This window comes from Streptomonospora alba (assembly GCF_000826685.1).
In the GTDB taxonomy this organism is placed as follows: domain Bacteria; phylum Actinomycetota; class Actinomycetes; order Streptosporangiales; family Streptosporangiaceae; genus Streptomonospora; species Streptomonospora alba.
The window spans coordinates 1-19,887 of the sequence record NZ_JROO01000021.1; the positions used below are offsets into that span (position 1 = coordinate 1).

Consider the following 19,887-nt stretch of genomic DNA (forward strand, 5'->3'; position numbering starts at 1 on the left):
GGCCCGGTCGGGATCGCTCGGCCCGGACGCCGGTCAGATGCCGCCGGTGACCAGAGCGCGGAAGGTGAGCGGACCCACCCAGCCGTCGACGGCCAGGCACTGGCCCGCGTCGTTGCAGGTGTCGGCTTGGAAGTCGCGTACCGCCGCTTCGGTGTTGGGACCGTAGATCCCGTCGATCTGGGACTCCTCCAGATGACCGCGCTCCACGAGCCAGCTCTGGGCGGCCGCGACCTTGGGGCCGTTGTGGCCCGGTCCGGCCTCGCCGTACCAGCGGCGCAGGTCGGACCAGGTCTCGGTGTCGACGTCCCCGCTGTCGGGAATGTCCTGGGCGTTCTGATACGCGACCGCGGATTCGGTCACGGCGGCGTCGTAGACGCCGTCGAAGCCGTCGTCTCCGGGATCGTAGTCGGCGGCGCCCGCCAGCAGGTGCTGGATTCCCCGCACGACGTGTCCGCTGTCGCCTTCGGTGTAGGTGTCCCAGGGCAGCGCATCGACCTCCGCCTGGAGTTGGGGCTGGTCCTCGTTCAGTCGATCGGCCGACGCCGACGGTGCCGCCGCGAAGCCGGCCGCCAGCGCGACCGCCGTCGATGCGACGGCCGCCGCCGCCCTGCGCGCCCCCGTTACCCGTGCCATGAGTACGCTCCTCCCTCATCGTCCTTCGGTGCCTACACACAGGAGGATGCCTGAGCGGACCTGCAGGTTTTCCGAACCGACACTCCGCGGCCACTCCCGGTCACCTACCCCCGGCGTGACAACCCGTGAGTGCAGAGTCGCGTCTTGCAACCGATCGCGGCACGGAAAGCCCCGTGCCGCCGCCGATTCAGCGCACCGGGTTGCCGTGCGCGCGCAATTCGGACTTGACGTCGGCGACGGTGAACTCGCCGAAATGGAAGACGCTGGCGGCCAGGACGGCATCCGCGCCGGCGTCGATCGCCGGCGGGAAGTGCTCGACCCTTCCGGCGCCGCCGCTGGCGACCAGGGGGATCTCCACTGCGGCGCGCACCGCCCGGATCAGCTCCAGGTCGAAACCGGCGCGGGTGCCGTCGGCGTCCATCGAGTTCAGAAGCAACTCGCCGGCGCCCAGCTCGGCGCCGCGGGCGGCCCATTCGACCGCGTCGACGCCGGTGCCGCGCCGGCCGCCGTGGGTGGTGACTTCGAACCCGCTGGAGGTGGAGCGCTCGCCTGCGGTGCGGCGGACGTCGGCGGAGAGCACCAGCACCTGATTGCCGAAGCGCTCGGCGATCTCGCGGATGAGCTCTGGGCGGGCGACGGCGGCGGTGTTGACGCCCACCTTGTCGGCTCCGGCGCGCAGCAGCCGGTCGACGTCTTCGGAGGTGCGCACGCCTCCGCCCACGGTCAGCGGGATGAACACCTGCTCGGCGGTGCGGCGCACGACGTCGTAGGTGGTCTCGCGGTCGCCGCTGGAGGCGGTGACGTCCAGGAAGGTCAGCTCGTCGGCGCCTTCGGCGTCGTACCGGTCGGCGAGCTCGACCGGGTCCCCGGCGTCGCGCAGGTTCTGGAAGTTGACGCCCTTGACGACCCGCCCGGCGTCGACGTCGAGGCAGGGGATGACACGCACGGCCAGAGTCATGCCTCGCGCACCGCCTTCAGGGCCTCCTGCAGAGTGAAGGCGCCTTCGTAGAGGGCCGTGCCCATGATCGCGCCCTCGACGCCCTCGGGAGTGAGCGCGGCGATGGCGGTGAGGTCGTCGATGGTGGCGATGCCGCCGCTGGCGACCACGGGCTTGTCGGTGCGGCGGGCGACGGTACGCAGCAGCTCCAGGTTGGGGCCCGTGAGGGTGCCGTCCTTGGTGACGTCGGTGACGACGTAGCGGGCGCAGCCCTCGGCCTCCAGGCGGTCGAGGGTGGCGGCGAGGTCGCCTCCGTCGCGGGTCCAGCCGCGAGCGGCCAGCGTGCTGCCGCGGACGTCCAGGCCGATGGCGATGCGCTCGCCGTGCTCGGCGATGATGCGCGCGCACCAGTCGGGGTTCTCCAGGGCGGCGGTGCCGATGTTGACCCGCGTGCAGCCGGTGGCCAGGGCCGCCCGCAGCGACTCGTCGTCGCGGATGCCGCCGGAGAGCTCGACGCGGACGTCGAGGCGGCCGACGATCCCGGCGAGCAGCTCGCGGTTGTGGCCGCGGCCGAAGGCGGCGTCCAGGTCGACGAGGTGGATCCACTCGGCTCCGGCCTCCTGCCAGCCCAGCGCCGCCTGGAGCGGGTCGCCGTAGCGGCCGCCGGATCCGTCCTTGCCCTGGACGAGCTGGACGGCCTGCCCGCCGGAGACGTCGACGGCGGGCAGCAGTTCAAGGGTGGAGGACATGGGTGCCTTACTGGGTCGCGGTCGGGAGTCGGAAAACAGGCGGGGGTCCGGGGCCGCCTTACAGCGTGCCGACCCAGTTGGCCAGCACTCGGGCTCCGGCGTCGCCGGACTTCTCGGGGTGGAACTGCGTCGCCGACAGCGGGCCGTTCTCCACCGCCGCCACGAACGGGGCTCCGTGGGTGCTCCAGGTCACCAGCGGCGGAGCGATGTGCGGCGAGGCGGGTACCAGCGTCCACTCCAGCACCCCGTAGGAGTGCACGAAGTAGAAGCGCTCGTCGGCGGGGAGCCCGGCGAACAGCCGGCTGCCCTCGGGCACCTGCAGGGTGTTCCATCCCATGTGCGGCACGATGGGCGCCTGCAGGCGCTCCACGGTGCCGGGCCACTCGGCGCAGCCCTCGCTGGCGACGTCGTGCTCGACGCCGCGTTCGAAGAGCACCTGCATACCCACGCAGATGCCCAGCACGGGTCGCCCGCCGGCCAGCCGCTTGCCGATGACGCGGTCGCCGCCGGCGGCGCGCAGGCCCTCGATGCAGGACGCGAAGGCGCCGACCCCGGGCACGACAAGGCCGTCGGCCTCTACGGCGGCGTGCGGGTCGTCGGTGACGGCGACTTCGGCGCCGGTGCGTTCCAGGGCGCGCTGGGCCGAGCGCAGGTTGCCCGACCCGTAGTCGAGGATGACGACGTGTTTGCTCACGGTGATTCCGCCTTTTCGGCTCGTGGGTCGTCGCTGAGGTGCGGAAGCGCCGGGCTCACCCGCCGAAGTAGCCAAGGCGCAGGGCTCCTGCGGCCACGGCCAGCAGCGCGCACACCGCCAGTGCCGCCGCCAGCGCCCGGCTCGACTTCCACGCCGAGACCGTTCCGCCGACCAGCAGTCCGCCCAGGGCGACCAGCGCGACGCCCCACATCTCGCTCACTACAGCGCGCCCTTGGTCGAGGGGACGCCGCTGACACGGGGGTCGGGCTCGCAGGCCTGGCGCAGCGCCCGGGCGAGCGCCTTGAACTGGCACTCGACGATGTGGTGGGCGTTTCGGCCGTAGGGCACGTGGATGTGCAGGGCAACGCGTGCCTGGGCGACGAACGACTCGAAGATGTGCCGGGTCATCGTGGTGTCGTAGTCGCGTCCGATCACCTGCGCCATGCCCTCGGGCTCGCTGTGCACCAGGTAGGGGCGCCCGGAGACGTCCACGGTGACCTCGGCCAGGGCCTCGTCGAGCGGGACCTTGGCGTCGGCGAAGCGGCGGATGCCGGCCTTGTCGCCGAGAGCCTCGGCGAAGGCGGCGCCCAGCGCCAGCGCGGTGTCCTCCATGGTGTGGTGGGAGTCGATGTGCAGATCGCCCTCGGTGCGCACGGTCAGGTCGAACAGGCCGTGCTTGGCGAGCTGGTCGAGCATGTGGTCGAAGAAGCCGACGCCGGTGGAGATGTCGGCGACTCCGCTGCCGTCCAGGTCGATCTCGACGGCGACCTTGGTTTCCTTGGTGGCGCGTTCGACGCGGCCGGTGCGGCTCATGGCTGGCGGTCTCTCCATCAGGGGCGGCGGTGGGGCGGACGGTGCTCGCGCGGGTGCGCCGGTGTCACCGGTGGTCGGCGCTCACCTGCATCAACGCATCGCGGAACGCCGACATTTCCTCGGGGGTGCCGACCGTGACGCGCAGCATGTGCGGCGGCCCGACCTCGCGCACGAGCACACCGTGCTCCAGCATGGCCGCGAACACCGCGGAGCGGTCGGCGAAGTCGCCGAAGAGCACGAAGTTGGCGTCGGACTCGGCCACCGTGAAGCCGTGCGAGCGCAGCCACTCGACCAGCGCGTCGCGCTCCTGGCGCAGCTGCTTGACCTGGCTCTGCAGCTCGTCGGCGAACTCCAGGGCGGTGGCGGCGACCACCTGGGTGACGGCCGAGAGGTGGTAGGGCAGCCGCACCAGCTGCAGCGCGTCGACGACGGCAGGGGCGGCGGCGAGGTAGCCCACCCGGGCCCCGGCCAGCGCGAAGGCCTTGGACATGGTGCGCGAAACGATCAGCCGCGGATACTCCTCCAGCAGGGTCAGCGCACTGGGCGTGCCCTCGCGGCGGAACTCGGCGTAGGCCTCGTCGACGACGACCATGCCGGGGGCGGCCTCGGCGACCGCGGCGATGGTCTCCACGGGCAGGGCGGTTCCGGTGGGGTTGTTCGGCGAGGTCAGGAAGACCACGTCGGGCCGGTGGCGGCGCACGGCCTCGACGGCGGCTTGGGGGTCGATGCCGAAGTCGCGGCCGGAGCGCTCGGCGGGCAGCCAGTCGGTGCAGGTGACACGGGAGATGACCGGGTGCATCGAATAGGAGGGCTCGAAGCCCATGGCGGTGCGTCCGGGGCCGCCGAAGGCCTGCAGGATCTGCTGCAGGATCTCGTTGGACCCGTTGGCGGCCCACACGCGGGTGCCGTCGAGCCCGTGCCCGAGGTAGTCGGCCAGGGCGGCGCGCAGCCGCGTGGCGTCGCGGTCGGGGTAGCGGTTGAGGCCGGCCGCGGCCTCCTCCACGTTGCGGGCCAGCGCCGACGCCAGCGCGGGAGAAGGCGGGTAGGGGTTCTCGTTGGTGTTCAACGCCACGGGGACGTCCAGCTGCGGCGCGCCGTAGGGGCTGCGCCCGCGCAGGTCGTCGCGCAGCGGCAGGTCCTCCAGCGTCGTCTGCGCCGGTGCCGGAGCGTCCGCACCTGCGCCGCGGTTCTGCGGGCTCACTGGGCTCCCTCCTGGCCGCCCCCGAAGCGGGCGGCGACGGCCTCGCCGTGGGCGGGCAGGTCCTCGGCCTCGGCCAGCGCCGCCACGTGGGGGGCGACCGCGGCCAAGGCGTCGCGGTCGTACTCCACGACGTGCACGCCGCGCAGGAACGTCTGCACACTCAGACCGGCCGTGTGCACGGCGCTGCCGCCGGTGGGCAGCACGTGGTTGGAGCCGGCGCAGTAGTCGCCAAGGGAGACCGGCGAATAGGGGCCGACGAACACGGCGCCGGCGTTGCGCACGGCGGCGGCGCGGGCGGAGGCGTCGGCGGTGAGGATCTCCAGGTGCTCGGCGGCGTAGGCGTCGACGACGGCCAGGCCGTGGTCGAGGTCGTCGACCAGCACGATGCCGGACTGGCGCCCGCCCAGCGCGTCGGCGACGCGGTCGCGGTGGCGGGTGGCGGCCACGCGCGCCGAGAGCTCGGCCTCGACTTTGCCGGCGAGCTCGGTGGAGGGCGTGACCAGCACGGAGGCGGCCAGAACGTCGTGTTCGGCCTGGCTGACGAGGTCGGCTGCGACGTAGGCGGGGTCGGCGGTTTCGTCGGCCAGGACCGCGATCTCGGTGGGCCCGGCCTCGGCGTCGATGCCGATCACGCCCTTGAGCAGCCGCTTGGCGGAGGCCACCCAGATGTTGCCCGGGCCGGTGACCATGTCGGCGCGCTCGCACCGGCCGGCACCGTAGGCGAACATGGCCACGGCCTGTGCTCCGCCGACGGCGTAGACCTCGTCGACGCCCAGCAGGGCGCAGGCGGCCAGGATGGTCGGGTGCGGCAGGCCGCCGAACTCGGCCTGGGGCGGCGAGGTGACGGCCAGCGAGGCGACGCCGGCCTCCTGGGCGGGCACGACGTTCATCACGACGCTGGAGGGGTAGGCGGCGCGGCCGCCCGGGACGTACAGGCCCACGCGGTCGACCGGGACCCAGCGCTCGGTGACGGTGCCGCCGGGAACCACGCGGGTGGTGGTGTCGGCGCGCCGCTGGTCGGCGTGCACGCGCCGGGCGCGCTCGATCGACTCCTCCAGAGCGGCTCTGACGGCGGGGTCCAGGGCGGCGAGCGCGGAGTCGAGTTCGGCGCGGGGGACGCGGATGCCGGAGAGCCGGACGCCGTCGAAGCGCTCGGTGAGCTCGAGGAGCGCCTCGGTGCCGCGCTCGCGGACGTCCTCGCAGATGGGGCGCACCTGGTCGAGGGCGGCGGAGACATCGGTCTCGGCGCGCGGGAGCAGCTCGCGCGGGTCGCCGGCGCTTCCTCGGAGGTCGATTCGGGAGATCACGGCTTCATTCTAGGGGGCGGGCGGCCGGGAGGCGGACGCCGCGACGGGGGTGGGGACGGCGCGCGCCAAGGGCGCGCTCGCGGTGGGAATCGTATTGAGGGCAGCCTTGCCGAATACCCCGGAATTTAGCTTCGCCTAACTTCGGGACACCTAACCTAAATCGGGCCGAGCAAGGTTTTCCTAAGTGTCGGAGGTAACCGCTCGGGAAATCGACAATGCATTTGTTCGGCGCTATTGTTAAAGCATGAACGCGACGACACGGACCTCTGATCACGGCCTTTCCAAGTTCCACCGCCTGCTGCTTGAGCAGGTGGGACACGAATTCACAGCGTCGCACCAGTACTTCGCGCTCGCGGCGTGGTTCGACGACCGGGACCTGCCGGGGCTCGCGCGGGTGTTCTACCGGCAGTCGCTGGAAGAGCGCGACCACGCCACGATGATGGTGCGCTACCTCCTCGACAACGGCGTCTCCCCCGACATTCCCGGGGTGGGCCGAATCCAGACCGACTTCACCGAGCCGCGCGAACTCGTGGCGCTTGCCCTGAGCCAGGAGCAGCAGGTGACCGAGCAGATCCGCGGGCTCGCCGGGGCGGCCCGCGAGGAGCAGGACTACACCGGCGAGCAGTTCGTCAACTGGTTCCTGCAGGAGCAGGTCGAGGAGGTCTCGACCATGTCCACGCTGCTCAACATCGTCGACCGCGGCAACGGCAACATGTTCGACGTGGAGACCTGGGTCAACCGGGAGCTGTCGGACCACTCCGACGCCGCAGGCGCACCCGAGACCGCGGGCCCCGCGGTCAGCTGAGGCCCGGCCGACCCGACGGCGGGCCCGCGCGTCCGGGCCCGGCTTCGCGGCTCCCGCCCTCGTCGCAGGTGGCGGGCCCCGCGAAGTCGGGCATACTTGTACAATGCCACACCGGTTACCGCTCTTTCCGCTGAACACCGTGCTCTTCCCCGGCGCGCCCCTGCCGCTGCGCGTGTTCGAAGAGCGCTACCGCCGGCTGATAGGCGACGTGCTCGACGAGCCCGACGACGCCGGGGCGGGCAGATTCGGCGTCGTGGGCATCGAACTGGGCCACGAGGTGGGCGAGGCCTCGGCTCACCAGCTGGCGCAGGTGGGCTGTACCGCCGAGCTGCGCACCGCCCGCCGGCACGCCGACGGCAGCTTCGACGTGGTGATCGAGGGCGGCTCGCGCTTCCGCCTCGACGCGGTGGCCGAACCCGGCGACGAGCACGGCTACATGCGCGCCGAGACCACCTTCCTGCCCGACGAGGTCGGCGAGGGCGCCGACGACTACGCTGAGCGGGTCGGGCGCCTGTTCGGCGTCTACTGCGAGCGTCTGCGGGGCCTCGGCCTCACCGCCGAACCGCAGCGGGAGTTCCCCTCGGCACCCTTGCCGCTCTCCCACGCCGTCGCCGCGGCCATGCTCGTCGACCAGGCCGACAAGCAGCGCCTGCTGGAGGCCGACCACGCCGCCCAGCGCCTGCAGCTGGTCGCCGACCTGCTGCGCCGGGAGAACCGTGTGCTCGCTTCGCTCCCCGTCCTCCCGGCCGGGCGCCTGCTGCAGACGGACGTCTGCCTGAACTGACCGGACACCGACGGGGTGGCGGCCCGGCCCCGCCGCCCACCGCACGACGAGGAGGCGGCGTTGGGCGCCAAGCAGACTCCGGCCACGGCCGCGGCACGGCGCGACGGGATCGGCTACCGGCTGCACCCCTACGACGCCGGCGGCGCGGCCGACCGGGACGGCTCCTCCTACGGCGAGGACGCCGCCGCGGCCCTGGGGATCAGTCCCGAGCGGGTGTTCAAGACGCTGGTCGCCGAGGTCGACGGGCACCTGGTCGTGGGCGTGGTTCCGGTGGCGGGCGGGCTGGACCTCAAGGCGCTGGCCGCGGCCGTCGGCGGCAAGCGCGCGGCCATGGCCGAACCCGCCGACGCCGAACGCGCCACCGGCTACGTGCTCGGCGGCATCAGCCCGTTGGGCCGGCGCAAGCGGCTGCCCACCGTCGTCGACTCCTCCGTCGCCGAGCACGGCACCGTGTTCGTCTCGGCGGGGCGCCGGGGCCTGCAGATGGAACTGGCGCCCGCCGACCTGCTGCGCTCCGCCGGCGCCGAGACGGCCCCCATCGCCGCGGCCTGACCCCGCGCGCCCCGGTACGCCCCGCCGACTGATCCGCATCCCCGGCGTGCAAGGCGATCAGCGCGCGAGTGGGGACCCACGGCCCCTTTCCTCGGTGCCCCTTCGGTCTTACCGTTGTCTCACCGAGGTGAATACAGCGGGGCGCGTGGAGGAGGCGCGATGGTCGCCGGAATCGTGTTGGCCACAACGCTGGGCTACCTGTCCGTCGCCTCCTGCTACATCGCCACGCGGTTGGCCTATGCGCGCATCCGCCGGGAGGGCCCGCAGCGCCCGCCCGTGGGCCCGGCCGACCTCGACCCCTTCGAGCTGGCCATGCTCGCCGGCGGCCGCCAGCGCACGGGCGAGGTCGCACTCGCCGAGCTGTACCTCAGCGGCCGCGCGGTCGCGCGCGGCCACGGCCTGGTCTCCCGCCCCCAGCAGGCCGAACAGCACCCCGCCCGGTTCTCCCCCGCTCCCTTCGCCCGGTTGCTGGACGTGCGGCTGGACCCTTCCCGCCCCGTGGCCGCCGACCAGCTGGTGCGCCTGGCCGCCAAGGCCGACCCGGCCACGGGCGTGCTGTGGCGGCTGCGCCGGCTGGGCCTGTTCCTCTCCCCCGAGCGGCTGGCACGGGTGGCGCTGCCGCGCAGCGCCGCCTGGGGGGTGCACATGCTCATCGGCGGTCTAGGGGTGATCGCCGGCGGGGGCGCGGTGCTGTGGGCGATGATCCCCGAGGGCGAGCGGGTGCACGCGGTGCCGCTGGTGTTCGCGGGCGTGATGATCGTCTACCCCTCGCTCGTCTACATCTGCGCCCGGGTGGTCGGCGGGATGCAGGGCCCGGTCGCCGTCGCGGCCGCGGCGACCGGCGCCGCGGTCCCCGTGGTGCCGGCGCCCCGTGAGCTGGCGGCCCTGCTCGCTCTGCTGGCGGGCTGGTCGCTGCTGCACGGCCTCTACCGGCTCACCGGCGGCAAGCTGGGCCCGCGCACGGCGGCGGGCGACGCGCTGCTGGAGGAGGCCGGCGCCCTCGACGAGGATGCCGATCCCACCGACGCGGCGCTGCGGTCGACGGCCCTTCTGGGGTTTCGCGCGCTGCGGCGCGGGCGGCGCCCCCGGCGCCGAGGCGGTCCGCAGCCGCCGGAGTGCGCCGAGTTCGCCGCGGTGTGCTCCTTCGCCGCCGCGTGCGGCGACGGGGTGGGCCACCCCAACAGCGGGCTGGGCGGCAACTTCGGCGGCGACGGCGGCACAGGCGACTGGGGCGGCGAGGGAGCCGCGTCCCCGACCGTGCGGCGGCGCTCGGGCCGCGGCCCGGAGGCCGCTGCGTGATGCCTCGGCAGCGGACGGGCGCTCCCCGGTTCGGAACGGTCGCGGATTCCCGGTCGCCGTGCACGGCGACGGGCGCGGCCGCCGCTCGGCGCCGGATCCCCGACCACGGCCGAAGGGGCCGCCCTCGCCGGACGGCATCGGGACTGGGCGCTCAGCCGGAGCCCCGTGCCTCTTCGCCGTGCGGCGCCTCGGTGTCCTCCGGGTCCGTGCGACCGTCCCCGCCGTCGTCAGCGCCGGCATCGGCGTGAGCGGCCTCCGCGGCCCGGCGCTCCGCGGGAAGGTCGCCGCGCCACAGGCTGACGGCGTCGAAGAGCCCGTACTGCAGCACAGCGACGAACGGCCAGGCCATCAGGGCGCTGAGAGCCTGCAGTCGCAGTCCCGACCGGATCACCGTGCCGGGATCCGCGGCCTCGACGGCCCGGCCGAACTCCCCCGCGTCGATGAGGGTGCCCACCTGCCAGGCGGCGAGCGCGCCGAGGGCCGAGCCGGCCGCCATGGCCAGCAGGCTGACCATGCGCAGATCGGAGGCATCGCGCGCGGCCAGCCGGTACTGGACCATGTAGACGGTGTAGCCGCAGACCAGCCCGGCCCCCATCATGATCAGCGCGAAGTAGCCGTCGACCGCGAAGTCGGCGTCGGAGACGGGCACGGGCACGATCCCGCCGTCTGGGCCGACGGTCACCCGCGGCCGCGGGGCCAGCAGCCACCACAGCAGCCCCAGCGGAACGCCCAGCGCCGCCGTGCAGCCCAGGACGGCCCCGCCCACGGCGAGCTTCCGGCGCGTCATCAGCCGCCGCACCCCCTTGTCCGGTCGAATCTCTTGGCTCCTTTCCGGCCCGCGCGGCGGGAAAACCGGTGCTGCTCGGCCGCCGGGTCGGCCTGTCGTCCTTCCTCGGACGGGCCGCGCCACCGCTCTCCCCCTGGAGTCGGTCGGCGGGACCGCCGCGCAACTGCGCTGGACAGCGTACGCCCGGTCCTTCCTCCCCCGGCCGGGAGGGCCGGAGTTCCAGCGCATCGTGCGCCACCGCCGCACCCTGATGAGCCCGCCCCGGTCGGCGGTCACCGCCTCGGACCGACGGCCGCCGCTGAGTGCGGCAATGGGGCGCAGCCCGCCCGGCGAGCGGGCCGGCGTGCCGCCGAGCCGACCGGCAGCGTGCGCGGAGTACACGGTCCCCCTCGGCGGCACGGGAGGAGCCCGCGACGGGCAGCGTCCCCCGCTCGGTGGTGGGCGGCGGGCGGGCACACGCTCTTCGCGCGGACCGGCGCGGGCCCCGTCGCCCAGCCCGCTCGGCACACGGCCCCTGCGACCGTCCCGGCCGGGCCGTGTCGGATTCCGCCGGCGCGGCCCCTGAGCTCATCCTTCGGAGCGCTCGGGGCCCTCGTCGAACGGCTCCTCGCCGTCCTCCTCGGAGGCGTCCTCAGCGGATTCGTCGTCCTCGGCCAGGATGCGGTAGAGGCCGCGCTTGGTCTCGGAGAGCAGCCGCTTGGCGCGCGAGGCCTGCTCGTCGGTACCGGCCTGGGCGACCTGCGCGGCCGCGGCCGCCAGTTGGTAGGACAGTGAGCCGATCTCTGCGTAGCGGGCGAGAGCGTCCTCGTGCTCCTCCGAGACCGCTGCCCAGGGCGGAGTGAGGTCGGCGGCGTTGCGCTCGACGTACTCGTGGCCCTCGTCGGTCAGCTCGAAGGGGCGGCGCCGGCCCGAGCCCGTTTTCTCGGCGGGGTGCACCAGCCCTTCGTCCTCCAACTGCTGGAGCATCGGATAGACCGAGCCCGGGCTCGGACGCCAGGCGTTGCCGCTGCGGTCGCGCCCCTCGCGGATGATCTCGTAGCCGCTGCGCGGCTCCTCGGCCAGCAGCAGCAGGATTCCGGTGCGGACGTCGCCGCGCCGGGCCCGCGTCCCACCGCGGCGCCGGTGCCCTCCACCCCCGCCGAACGGACCGCCCCCGAAGGGTCCGTGCGGGAACGGGGCACCGCCCCACGGCGCGCCGGGAGGCCCAGGAGGCATCGGCGGCGGACCTCCGGGGCCGCCGCCGCGCGGACCCTGAGCCCAGTCCGCCATCCGCTCGAACGGCCCGCCGTGCCCGCGGTGGAAGCCGCGATGGCCCCGCCGGTGGTCTCGCAGCCGCTCGCGCGCCTCGCCGGTCCAGGCACCGGCTTCGCCGGCGCTCGCGTCTTCGGGCCATGGGGCGCCGCGTCCGGGCATGCCGGCGCGTCCGCCCCACGACCACGGCATAGGTATCGCAGTCATGTTCGTACTCCCGTACTCATCGATACTTCTTTACCTATCTCGATACGTTCGATCTTATCGAGATACGTTAAAGATATATCTATAACTTTTCACCGTCAACGGTCGGCCGGAGGAAGCTCTCAGCGCTGGGCACGGGTGCGGAACGTTCACCCGGGGATCGACGCGCTGACGCTCGGCGGTGGCACTGTGGGACACCGCCGAGCACTCGGGGCTCGGCGCCAACCGGAAACCCCGGCTCGGAAAGGACCCCCGTATGCCCCGCACCCGTCCCCGCACGCGCCTCGCCCTCTCGGCGGCCCTGGTGGCCGCGACCCTGGCCGCCGCCCCTGCGGCCCAAGCCGACTCCGGCGGCCGACACGGCGGTCCCGGCCACAGCGGAAAGGACGCGGTGCGCTTCGCGACGTTCAACGCCTCGCTCAACAGAGCCGAGCAGGGCGCGCTCGCCGAGGACCTCTCCGACCCCGGCGACGGGCAGGCCGCGGCGGCCGCCGAGGTGATCCAGCGGACCCGCCCCGATGTGCTGCTGGTCAACGAGTTCGACTACGACGACCAGGGCCGCGCCGCCGAGCTGTTCCAGCGCAACTACCTGTCGCGCCCACAGGACGGCGCCGATCCCATCCGCTACCGGTACCGCTACAGTGCTCCGAGCAACACCGGCGTCGCCTCAGGCTTCGACCTGAACAACGACGGGCGCACCGTCACCGAAGCGGGCGAACCCGGCTACGGCGACGACGCCTTCGGGTTCGGCGCGTTCCCCGGCCAGTACGGGATGGCGGTCTACTCGCGCTACCCCATCGACCGCGACGCCGTGCGCACCTTCCAGACGTTCCGCTGGGCCGACATGCCCGGAGCGCTGCTGCCCACCGACCCCGAAACCGGTGAGGACTTCTACTCCGAGGCGGAGCAGAAGGCGCTGCGGCTGTCCTCCAAGAGCCACTGGGACGTGCCGATCCGCCTCGGCGCGGGCAGGCCCGTGCACCTGCTGGCCGCCCATCCCACTCCGCCCGGCTTCGACGGCCCCGAGCAGCGCAACGTCGCCCGCAACCACGACGAGAACCGGTTCTTCGCCGACTACGTCTCCCCCGGTGACAGCGGCTACATCTACGACGACAAGGGGCGGCGCGGCGGGCTGCGCCCCGGATCCCGGTTCGTGATCGCCGGCGACCTCAACGCCGACCCCGACGACGGAGACGGGCACCCGCGCGCCACCCTCCAGCTGATGGAGGCCCACCGCGTCAACGGCGGCGTGCGGCCCACCAGCGAGGGAGCACCGCAGGCCGCCGCGGAGCAGGGCGGCGCCAACGACGAGCACACGGGCGACCCCGCCCTGGACACCGCCGACTTCGGCGAGCCCGCGCCGGGCAACCTGCGCGTGGACTACGTACTGCCCTCCCGCGGGCTGCCGGTAGCCGATACCCGCGTGTTCTGGCCCGCCCAGGGCCGCCCCGGCGCCGAGGCCGCAGCCCGGGCCTCCGACCACCGCCTGGTCTGGCTCGACGTGCGCAGCCCCCGCTGAGCACCCGGGCCGCCGGGGCAGGAGGCCGCTACCCGCCCCGGCGGCCCTGGGCAGCGTGTAACGCCGCCTGCCACGGGGTAGCCGCGCAGTGGAGGACGCGCGGCCGCCGGCCGCCGGCACGGGGGTGAGCATGAACCGGTCCGCCGATTCCGGGTCCACGCAGGACGGCGAGCGGGACTCCGCACTCTCGGAGTACCGGCGCCGGCGCGACTTCGCCCGCACCGCCGAACCCGAAGGCGCCGCCGACCAGGGCTCCGGCGAGGGCCCGCTGTTCGTCGTCCAGCGCCACATCGCCCGGCGCGAGCACTACGACCTGCGCCTGGAGGTCGACGGCGTGCTCAAGTCCTGGGCCGTGCCCAAGGGCCCCTCCACCGACCCCGGTGACAAGCGCCTTGCGGTGCCCACCGAGGACCACCCGCTCGACTACGCCGAGTTCGAGGGCACCATCCCCGCCGGAGACTACGGCGGAGGCACGGTGCTGGTCTGGGACACCGGCACCTACGCCAACACCACCGCCAAGAAGGGGCGGCGGATGGGCATGGCCGAAGGGCTGGAGCACGGCCACGTCTCCTTCGAACTGCACGGCGAGAAGCTGACCGGCCGCTTCGCGCTCAACCGGTTCCGCTCCGGGGAGAAGGGCGAGGAGGAGGCGTGGCTGCTGGTCAAGGAGCGCGATTCCGCCGCCGGCGCCGACGACCCCGTCTCCACCCGGCCGGAATCGGTGCGCACCGGCCGCGGGATCCGCGAGGTCGCCGAGGAGGAGGGCCGCACGCTCAAGGGCCGTCCGCGCGATGAGGAGGAGTGATGAGCGCGTCGTCGGAGCGGATGCGTGCGGGCAGGCGCACCGTCGCGCTCGGCAATCCCGACAAGGAGCTGTTCGGCGAGGGCGGCGCCACCAAGCGGGAGCTGGCCGAGCACTACCGCGCCGTGGCGCCGATGATGCTGCCGCATGTTCGCGAGAGGCCGCTGGCCCTGCACCGCTTTCCCGACGGCATCTTCGCCGACGGCGATCCCTCTTCGAGCGGGGGCTTCTTCCAGAAGCAGCTGCCCGCCCACGCGCCCGACTGGGTCGGCGGGGTCGAGGTGCGTCGCGAGCAGGGCGGCTCCATCACCATGGCCGTCTGCGACGACACCGCGAGCCTGATCTGGCTGGCCGACCAGGCGGTGGTCACCCCGCACCCGTGGTTGAGCCGCACCGGCGACCTGGAGCGTCCTGACCGCATCATCGTCGACCTCGACCCGGCTGACGACGACTTCGGGCGGGTGCGCGAGGCCGCCCGCGACGTCCGCGCCGGGCTGGAGGAGGTCGGGCTGGTCGCCTTCGTGATGAGCACCGGCTCGCGCGGGCTGCACGTGGTCGCACCGATCCGGCCGGAGCGGCACTTCGACACGGTGCGCGAGTTCGCCCGCCGCCTGGCCGACCTCGTCGCCGGGCGCCGCCCCGACGCCTACACGACCGAGTTCCGCAAGGACAAGCGCCGCGGCCGCCTGTTCCTTGACGTGCTGCGCAACTCCTATGCTCAGCACGCCGTGGCGCCCTACTCCGTACGCGCGCTGCCGGAGGCCCCGGTGGCCGTGCCGCTGGCCTGGGAGGAGCTGGAGGGGCTCGACTCGGCCCGCCGGTGGACGCTGCGCACGCTGGGCGAACGGCTGGAACGCAACGAGAAGGCCGGCGGCGACCCGTGGCAGGGCATGGCCCGGCGCGCCCGCTCGCCGCGCAAGGCGGCCGAGCGCCTGGAGAAGGCGGAGCGGCGCGCGCGGTGATGTGCGCACGGCGCCGTCCGCGGCCGGGATCCCGCGCCTGCGCGGTGCGCCGGCCCGCTGAGGCGGCGAGGCGCTCCCCGCCTCCTGGTGCGCGGCGGGCCCCGGCGGCGGACGCACCGCCGCCGGGGCCCTGCTCGCGCGCCTGGGCCGACCTCACACCTCGCCGAGGCCGAAGCCGGTGAAGCGGATCAGGTCGGGCATGGTGAAGTCGCCCTCCCGGTCCCCCTCCAGCGTCGGCTTCCAGCCGGGGTCGTTGCTCAGGTAGGACGACGAGTCGGCGGCCAGCAGCCCGAGGAAGACTTCGGCCACGATCCGGCCGCCCACCGGGCCCAGGCGGCGCCCGCCCTCGAGCACCTCGGACTCGCGCAGGATGTAGTACCACAGCGGCGCGGCACCGCGCCGGGGCGCCTCCAGCTGGGAGTCGGCCAGCGGTTGCACGCCCATCGCGCGGGCCACCGCCTGTCCCGAGGGCAGCCCCAGGCTCACACCGCGGGTGAGGTTGCGCCGGGCCAGGGACGCGATGCCCTCGGCCGCCTCCTCGGGCAGCTCGGTCAGCGGGGGCGCGAGGTAGGGATCGATCGCCCGCGAGGGCGCGGGACCGACGCCGTCCGTCCCGAGCGGGAACGACCGCCGCCACTCGATCTGCCAGCCGGGCGGCAGCGCGCGGGCGCCGCCCAGGTGGGTGAGCGGGTCGCTCTCGGCGATGGGCTCGGCGGTGAAGATGGGCAGTTCGGGCACACTCGTGTTGAACTTGTAGCGCGCCCGGACCATGGAGTGGGCGAAGCGGTAGGCCGCCACGGAGAACTCGACGGGCATGAACGGGTTGTTGCGCCACCGGTAATGGCGGAGGTCGGGCCGCTCGACGGCCCGGCCCCGACCGGTCGAGGGCACGCTGTGAAGCACGTCGGCGAACGTCTCCTCGCCGACGACCCGCCGCAGGAAGTCGTGGATCACCACCCACTGGTAGTGCCAGCGCACGATGCGCTGGGCGGCCGCGAAGTCGTCCTCCTCGGGCACCTCTCCCGACTCCCGCAGCTGGGGCAGCCGATCCAGGACCTTGTTGTGGAACAGCTGCAGAGTCAACTGCAGGTGGGTGACGAAGAGGTTCTCGTCGTTGCGCGGATCGGGGATGATCGCCGACTCTTGTGCGTTGCGTTGGAGGTCGAGCTGGCCGTCGCGGCTCGTCACCAGGAATCGGCCCGGGTTGTGGTCGTCGTACAGGTAGGGCTGGTCGGCGGGCCCGCGCCCGTAGACCGAGTCCAGGTCGAAGAACGGCGAGCGGAAGTTGGTCAGCGCGTCGGGATCGTTGCGCTGCACCTGCAGCGGTGACGGGTCGTGGGTGATGTCGTGGTCGATGAACTGGCCGAGGAACGTATAGCCCGAAGGGACGTCCGGGTTGTCCATCCCCGGGTCCCCCGGGCTGCGCTCCACCATGCGCCCGGCGAGGTCGATGATCTCCGCTTCGCTGAGAACGAGCGGAGGCAGGCGGCGGAACATCCGCCCGAACCGGCCTTCGAACATCGGCGACTCGGGCACGTGGCCGGTCCCGCGCGGGGCGAGGCCGTGGCCACGACGGGACGCGGACGCGGGCCGTCCGGGCGTTGCGCCGGAGTCGGCGCGCTGTTCGGTCAGCACTGGCGTTTCGGCGGTCGGCTTCATGACGGCGTCCTCATTTCCTGGTGCTTCGATCGTGCGGATGCTGCGGTGCGAGGACGGGCGGCCGCCGGCCGGCGCGGGCATCCCGGTGGGAGGCTCCGGCGACGGTGCGCCGAGAGCGACCGGGGGTAGCGGGCGGCCGTCGCGCAGCGTTCTCCCTGGCACGATCGGCCCGCAAGCGGGCGGCCACAATGCGGATGGCCGCCTGCGGACAGTCGGGCCGCGCGGCGGAACCTACGGCCCGTTTGCGGGTCGATGACGCGGACATGCATCGGATGACGGGATTTTTCGGCTCGCGAGCACGAGCGGTTGGCGCGTCGTGCGATGCCAGCGACGGTGCGTGCCGCATGGGCTGCATGATCATTCGGAAGCTTCCGCCGTGCGCCGTCAATTCGGGGGAAGATCACGGCAATGACATACGCTTCGATTAAACTTCCGGTAATCCGGCACGCACAGAAATGCACTGGTTTCGGATCTTCGGAAAACCGAGTTTTCGGGTGTCCTGATCAGCGTCGCCCGCGCACCCGAACGGGCTCGCGCCCGGCCGCCGACGACGACCCGGTCCGCCCGCGGCACCAGCCGACCGCGACATCCCGGATCAGCCGTCTCCGCGCAGCGGAGCGAGCCGTGGGATGCCGGGCGGCCGTGCGGCGCCGACCGCCGCGGGGGCTATGCGGCGCCGCTCCCCGGCGGGGTCTGCCGCCGACTCCCGCCCGGCTCCCGCCGCGGTCCCCTCGGCGTGCGGCGGCGAGTGGACCCGCCGGCACTCAGCGCTTGGTGTACATCTCCTCGATGGCGTCGTCGTAGCGCTCGGCGATGCGTGAGCGGCGCAGCTTCAGCGTGGGGGTGAGAGTCTCGTTCTCGACGCTGAACTGCTCGGGCAGGATGCGGAACGCGCGGATCGACTCCGCGCGCGAGACCGCGGCGTTGGCGGTGTCGACCGCATTCTGCACCTCGGCACGCAGAGCGGGGTCGGCGTCGAGGCCCTCGCGCGGCTCGTCGGAGGCGTATCCGTGGTCCCGCTTCCACCGGGCGAGTTCGTCGGGGTCCAGGGTGATCAGGGCGCTCACGAAGGAGCGGCCGTCTCCCAGGAGCATGCACTGCTCGATGAGCGGGTGGGCGCAGACGCGCTCCTCGGTCGGCACCGGCGCCACGTTCTTGCCGCCGGCCGTCACCAGGATCTCCTTCTTGCGGCCCGTGACGCTGACATAGCCGTCGTCGTCGATCTCGCCGAGGTCGCCCGTGGCGAACCAGCCGTCGACGAAGGCGTCGTCGGTGGCTTCGGGCCGGTTCCAGTAGCGGCCGAAGACCGGGGCGCCGCGGACGAGGATCTCGCCGTCCTCGCCGAGGCTCACCTCGACGCCGGGCAGCGGGCCGCCGACGGTGCCGGGCCGGACCCGGCCGGGGGTGTTGGCCATCACCGCGGCCGTGGTCTCGGTCAGGCCGTAGCCCTCGTAGACCTCCAGGCCGATGCCGCGGTAGAAGTGCAGCAGACGCGTATCCAGGGCACCGCCGCCGGAGATGACGCGCCTGCACCGCCCGCCCAGTGCCGCGGTCAGCTTGCGGTAGACCAGCAGGTCCATGACGCGGCGGCGCAGGCGCAGCATCGGCCCGGGCCCGCCGGAGTCGACCGCCTTGCTGTAGGCCACCGCGGTTTCGGTGGCGGCGTCGAAGATGCGCCGGCTCAGCCCGCTGGTGCGCCCGCGCGCGGAGGCGTGGATCTTCTCGAAGACATAGGGCACCGCGAGCAGGAAGGTGGGCCGGAACGTGCCCAGGTCGGCGATGAGCGAGGCGACGTCGGCGGTGTGTCCCAGGCGCGCGCCGGAGTGGATGACTCCGACCTGCACCATGCGCCCGAACACATGGGCCAGCGGCAGGAAGAGCAGGGTCGAAGCCGGCGTTCCGTCGGCCTCGGGCTCGAACATCGCGGGCAGCGACACCTCGACCGCCTGGATCTCGGCCAGGAAGTTGCGGTGGGTGAGGACGCACCCCTTGGGGGTTCCGGTCGTACCGGAGGTATAGACGATGGTGGCCGGATCGTCGTGGTCGACACCGGCGCGCCGCTCCTCGACCGTGCTGTCGGGAACCTCGGCGCCGGCGGTACGCAACTGCTCCAGGGCACCGGTGTCGAAGCACCAGACCGTCTCCAGCGCCTGCGGGCCCGCCGGGGACGTGCGCAGCTCCTCGACCATGGCGGCGTGGTCGGTGTCGTCGACGACGCAGGCCACGCAGCCGGCGTCGCCGAGGATCAGCGAGGCCTGCTCGGCCGAGGAGGAGGGGTAGATCGGCACCGAGACGGCGCCGGCGGTCCAGATCGCATAGTCCAGCAGCGTCCACTCGTAGCGGTTGCCCGACAGCAGCCCCACCCTGTCGCCTGCTTGCACGCCCCGGGCGACGAGGCCCTTGGCCAGGGCCACGACCTCGTCGCGGACCTCGGCGGCGGCCATGTCGTGCCAGCGCCCGCCCTCCTGGCGGCTGAGCATGGCACGGCCGGGGAACCGGGAGGCGCGCTCGAAGAGGGTGTCGGCCAATCCTCCCTGCACGGGGAGTTCGATCTGCGTGGGATTGGCAATGCTCATCGTCACCACTCCGGTTTATCGGACAGACGACACGAAACCGCCCACACGAAGGCGGCACAGCGGCATGATCTAGCTCATAATCCGCGCGGATCCGCGGAGGCTTCCGAACGGCCCACCGGCGGGCGGCGCCGCGCCTCTAGGGCGGTGAACTGCGAATTCTCCATACTGTCGACTGCTCGGCGGGTATGTCGCCTCCGTACCGGAGTCCGGGGCCGAGCCGGAGCGCGCCGATCGCCCCCATAATCGGGCGTGTCGCGGGTAGTCGGTCCATAGGCAGGGAGTCGGCGAGAGTTTCCCGCCTCCCTGCAGACAGCGATCGACGGATCGAGAAGAGCCATCCCCCGAGGAGGAAT

The 19,887-nt window shown here is 73.2% G+C and carries 19 protein-coding genes; 7 read left to right on the top strand and 12 right to left on the bottom strand.

Annotation, left to right across the window (positions count from 1 at the left end):
* Positions 1 to 33 precede the first annotated feature (33 nt).
* The 8 genes from LP52_RS11685 to hisD all read right to left on the bottom strand — a co-directional run bounded on the left by LP52_RS11685 (position 34) and on the right by hisD (position 6,334).
* Positions 34 to 633, bottom strand: coding sequence for a peptidoglycan-binding domain-containing protein (locus LP52_RS11685; RefSeq protein ID WP_040273238.1), 600 nt, complete (start codon positions 631 to 633; stop codon positions 34 to 36).
* Positions 634 to 820: 187 nt separating this feature from the next.
* Complete coding sequence (gene hisF / locus LP52_RS11690) at positions 821 to 1,591, bottom strand: imidazole glycerol phosphate synthase subunit HisF (protein WP_040273239.1); 771 nt, start codon at positions 1,589 to 1,591, stop codon at positions 821 to 823.
* The gene (gene priA / locus LP52_RS11695; RefSeq protein WP_040273240.1) at positions 1,588 to 2,319 is read right to left on the bottom strand and encodes a bifunctional 1-(5-phosphoribosyl)-5-((5-phosphoribosylamino)methylideneamino)imidazole-4-carboxamide isomerase/phosphoribosylanthranilate isomerase PriA; all 732 of its coding nucleotides are present in this window, start codon (positions 2,317 to 2,319) and stop codon (positions 1,588 to 1,590) included. Before priA ends, hisF begins: the two co-directional genes overlap by 4 nt.
* A gap of 58 nt (positions 2,320 to 2,377) precedes the next feature.
* Positions 2,378 to 3,013, bottom strand: a complete 636-nt coding sequence (gene hisH, locus LP52_RS11700; RefSeq protein WP_040273241.1) for an imidazole glycerol phosphate synthase subunit HisH — start codon at positions 3,011 to 3,013, stop codon at positions 2,378 to 2,380.
* A 55-nt stretch (positions 3,014 to 3,068) separates the two neighbouring features.
* Complete coding sequence (locus LP52_RS27750) at positions 3,069 to 3,233, bottom strand: hypothetical protein (protein ID WP_040273243.1); 165 nt, start codon at positions 3,231 to 3,233, stop codon at positions 3,069 to 3,071.
* On the bottom strand, positions 3,233 to 3,826 hold the full coding sequence (gene hisB / locus LP52_RS11710) for an imidazoleglycerol-phosphate dehydratase HisB (RefSeq protein WP_040273244.1): 594 nt from the start codon (positions 3,824 to 3,826) through the stop codon (positions 3,233 to 3,235). Before hisB ends, LP52_RS27750 begins: the two co-directional genes overlap by 1 nt.
* Before the next feature lie 64 nt (positions 3,827 to 3,890).
* Positions 3,891 to 5,027, bottom strand: coding sequence for a histidinol-phosphate transaminase (locus tag LP52_RS11715; RefSeq protein ID WP_052809742.1), 1,137 nt, complete (start codon positions 5,025 to 5,027; stop codon positions 3,891 to 3,893).
* Positions 5,024 to 6,334: a histidinol dehydrogenase gene (gene hisD / locus LP52_RS11720; RefSeq protein WP_040273245.1), complete on the bottom strand. Its 1,311-nt coding sequence runs from the start codon at positions 6,332 to 6,334 to the stop codon at positions 5,024 to 5,026. The genes LP52_RS11715 and hisD overlap by 4 nt, the downstream gene beginning before the upstream one ends.
* 244 nt (positions 6,335 to 6,578) lie before the next feature.
* On the opposite strand from hisD, the gene LP52_RS11725 reads away from it, so the two are divergent.
* The 4 genes from LP52_RS11725 (at position 6,579) to LP52_RS11740 (ending at position 9,774) form a co-directional block, all read left to right on the top strand.
* Positions 6,579 to 7,139, top strand: coding sequence for a ferritin (locus LP52_RS11725; RefSeq protein WP_040273246.1), 561 nt, complete (start codon positions 6,579 to 6,581; stop codon positions 7,137 to 7,139).
* 103 nt (positions 7,140 to 7,242) lie between these two features.
* Entirely contained in the window at positions 7,243 to 7,923 is a 681-nt protein-coding gene (locus LP52_RS11730; protein WP_040273248.1) for an LON peptidase substrate-binding domain-containing protein, read from the top strand.
* A 60-nt stretch (positions 7,924 to 7,983) separates the two neighbouring features.
* Positions 7,984 to 8,475: a Cys-tRNA(Pro) deacylase gene (ybaK, locus tag LP52_RS11735; RefSeq protein ID WP_040273249.1), complete on the top strand. Its 492-nt coding sequence runs from the start codon at positions 7,984 to 7,986 to the stop codon at positions 8,473 to 8,475.
* Positions 8,476 to 8,634: 159 nt separating this feature from the next.
* Positions 8,635 to 9,774: a TIGR04222 domain-containing membrane protein gene (locus LP52_RS11740; RefSeq protein ID WP_052809744.1), complete on the top strand. Its 1,140-nt coding sequence runs from the start codon at positions 8,635 to 8,637 to the stop codon at positions 9,772 to 9,774.
* Positions 9,775 to 9,925: 151 nt separating this feature from the next.
* Here LP52_RS11740 and LP52_RS11745 read toward each other — a convergent pair whose 3' ends face one another.
* Positions 9,926 to 10,561 (bottom strand): hypothetical protein, encoded by a 636-nt coding sequence (locus LP52_RS11745; protein ID WP_193789979.1) that lies wholly within the window; start codon positions 10,559 to 10,561, stop codon positions 9,926 to 9,928.
* Between the two features lie 567 nt (positions 10,562 to 11,128).
* Entirely contained in the window at positions 11,129 to 12,019 is an 891-nt protein-coding gene (locus tag LP52_RS11750; RefSeq protein WP_052809745.1) for a PadR family transcriptional regulator, read from the bottom strand.
* A 253-nt stretch (positions 12,020 to 12,272) separates the two neighbouring features.
* Here LP52_RS11750 and LP52_RS11755 point away from each other — a divergent pair, with 253 nt between their 5' ends.
* The 3 genes from LP52_RS11755 (at position 12,273) to ligD (ending at position 15,299) form a co-directional block, all read left to right on the top strand.
* Positions 12,273 to 13,535 (top strand): endonuclease/exonuclease/phosphatase family protein, encoded by a 1,263-nt coding sequence (locus LP52_RS11755; RefSeq protein WP_040273364.1) that lies wholly within the window; start codon positions 12,273 to 12,275, stop codon positions 13,533 to 13,535.
* Positions 13,536 to 13,665: 130 nt separating this feature from the next.
* Positions 13,666 to 14,340, top strand: a complete 675-nt coding sequence (locus LP52_RS11760) for a DNA polymerase ligase N-terminal domain-containing protein (RefSeq protein WP_052809758.1) — start codon at positions 13,666 to 13,668, stop codon at positions 14,338 to 14,340.
* Positions 14,340 to 15,299, top strand: coding sequence for a non-homologous end-joining DNA ligase (gene ligD, locus LP52_RS11765; protein ID WP_040273251.1), 960 nt, complete (start codon positions 14,340 to 14,342; stop codon positions 15,297 to 15,299). Before LP52_RS11760 ends, ligD begins: the two co-directional genes overlap by 1 nt.
* Positions 15,300 to 15,452: 153 nt before the next feature.
* Here ligD and LP52_RS11770 read toward each other — a convergent pair whose 3' ends face one another.
* Together LP52_RS11770 and LP52_RS11775 are read right to left on the bottom strand one after the other, a co-directional pair.
* A complete protein-coding gene (locus tag LP52_RS11770; protein ID WP_052809759.1) occupies positions 15,453 to 16,958 on the bottom strand; it encodes a peroxidase family protein in 1,506 nt (501 codons plus the stop codon).
* A 764-nt stretch (positions 16,959 to 17,722) separates the two neighbouring features.
* Positions 17,723 to 19,534 carry an AMP-dependent synthetase/ligase gene (locus LP52_RS11775; RefSeq protein WP_052809746.1) on the bottom strand — a complete coding sequence of 604 codons (1,812 nt, stop codon included), beginning with the start codon at positions 19,532 to 19,534 and terminating at the stop codon, positions 17,723 to 17,725.
* Positions 19,535 to 19,887: the final 353 nt, after the last annotated feature.

What these genes read in the sequence shown, in the direction of transcription:
- LP52_RS11685 (WP_040273238.1), bottom strand. Translation starts at nt 633, where the DNA reads ATGGCACGGGTAACGGGGGCGCGCAGGGCGGCGGCGGCCGTCGCATCG.
- hisF (WP_040273239.1), bottom strand. Translation starts at nt 1,591, where the DNA reads ATGACTCTGGCCGTGCGTGTCATCCCCTGCCTCGACGTCGACGCCGGG.
- priA (WP_040273240.1), bottom strand. Translation starts at nt 2,319, where the DNA reads ATGTCCTCCACCCTTGAACTGCTGCCCGCCGTCGACGTCTCCGGCGGG.
- hisB (WP_040273244.1), bottom strand. Translation starts at nt 3,826, where the DNA reads ATGAGCCGCACCGGCCGCGTCGAACGCGCCACCAAGGAAACCAAGGTC.
- LP52_RS11725 (WP_040273246.1), top strand. Translation starts at nt 6,579, where the DNA reads ATGAACGCGACGACACGGACCTCTGATCACGGCCTTTCCAAGTTCCAC.
- LP52_RS11730 (WP_040273248.1), top strand. Translation starts at nt 7,243, where the DNA reads ATGCCACACCGGTTACCGCTCTTTCCGCTGAACACCGTGCTCTTCCCC.
- LP52_RS11740 (WP_052809744.1), top strand. Translation starts at nt 8,635, where the DNA reads ATGGTCGCCGGAATCGTGTTGGCCACAACGCTGGGCTACCTGTCCGTC.
- LP52_RS11745 (WP_193789979.1), bottom strand. Translation starts at nt 10,561, where the DNA reads ATGACGCGCCGGAAGCTCGCCGTGGGCGGGGCCGTCCTGGGCTGCACG.
- LP52_RS11750 (WP_052809745.1), bottom strand. Translation starts at nt 12,019, where the DNA reads ATGACTGCGATACCTATGCCGTGGTCGTGGGGCGGACGCGCCGGCATG.
- LP52_RS11755 (WP_040273364.1), top strand. Translation starts at nt 12,273, where the DNA reads ATGCCCCGCACCCGTCCCCGCACGCGCCTCGCCCTCTCGGCGGCCCTG.
- LP52_RS11760 (WP_052809758.1), top strand. Translation starts at nt 13,666, where the DNA reads ATGAACCGGTCCGCCGATTCCGGGTCCACGCAGGACGGCGAGCGGGAC.
- ligD (WP_040273251.1), top strand. Translation starts at nt 14,340, where the DNA reads ATGAGCGCGTCGTCGGAGCGGATGCGTGCGGGCAGGCGCACCGTCGCG.
- LP52_RS11770 (WP_052809759.1), bottom strand. Translation starts at nt 16,958, where the DNA reads ATGAAGCCGACCGCCGAAACGCCAGTGCTGACCGAACAGCGCGCCGAC.
- LP52_RS11775 (WP_052809746.1), bottom strand. Translation starts at nt 19,534, where the DNA reads ATGAGCATTGCCAATCCCACGCAGATCGAACTCCCCGTGCAGGGAGGA.